1 pseudogene is annotated in these 268 nt (G+C 64.2%); it reads right to left on the reverse strand.

The features are described 5' to 3' along the window. Positions 1-246 (reverse strand): annotated as a pseudogene (locus C482_RS21625) (DUF4157 domain-containing protein); the annotation flags it as partial. Positions 247-268 lie beyond the last annotated feature (22 nt).

Consider the following 268-nt stretch of genomic DNA (forward strand, 5'->3'; position numbering starts at 1 on the left):
CTCGAGAGAGCGGCCACCCTCACCTAACACGTCGAGGACGGTATCGGGAATCTCGTCCTGCGTGGTGTCGGTTCCCTCGAGTGCGCGCTGGATGTGGTCCTGGGTCTCGGTCGTTGTTTCGGGGGAGTGTTCCGTGTCAGTGGAACCGTAGCCTGGAACGACGGGTTCACCCGGTGGCGTTGCTTCGGGTGGCGAATGTGCATGTGCGTGTGGGTCCGGAGCGTGCGGGACGGGTGCTGTAGGGATACCAGCGGCAGGGTGTGCCGAT

It is taken from the genome of Natrialba chahannaoensis JCM 10990, from assembly GCF_000337135.1.
Classification (GTDB): Archaea; Halobacteriota; Halobacteria; order Halobacteriales; family Natrialbaceae; genus Natrialba; species Natrialba chahannaoensis.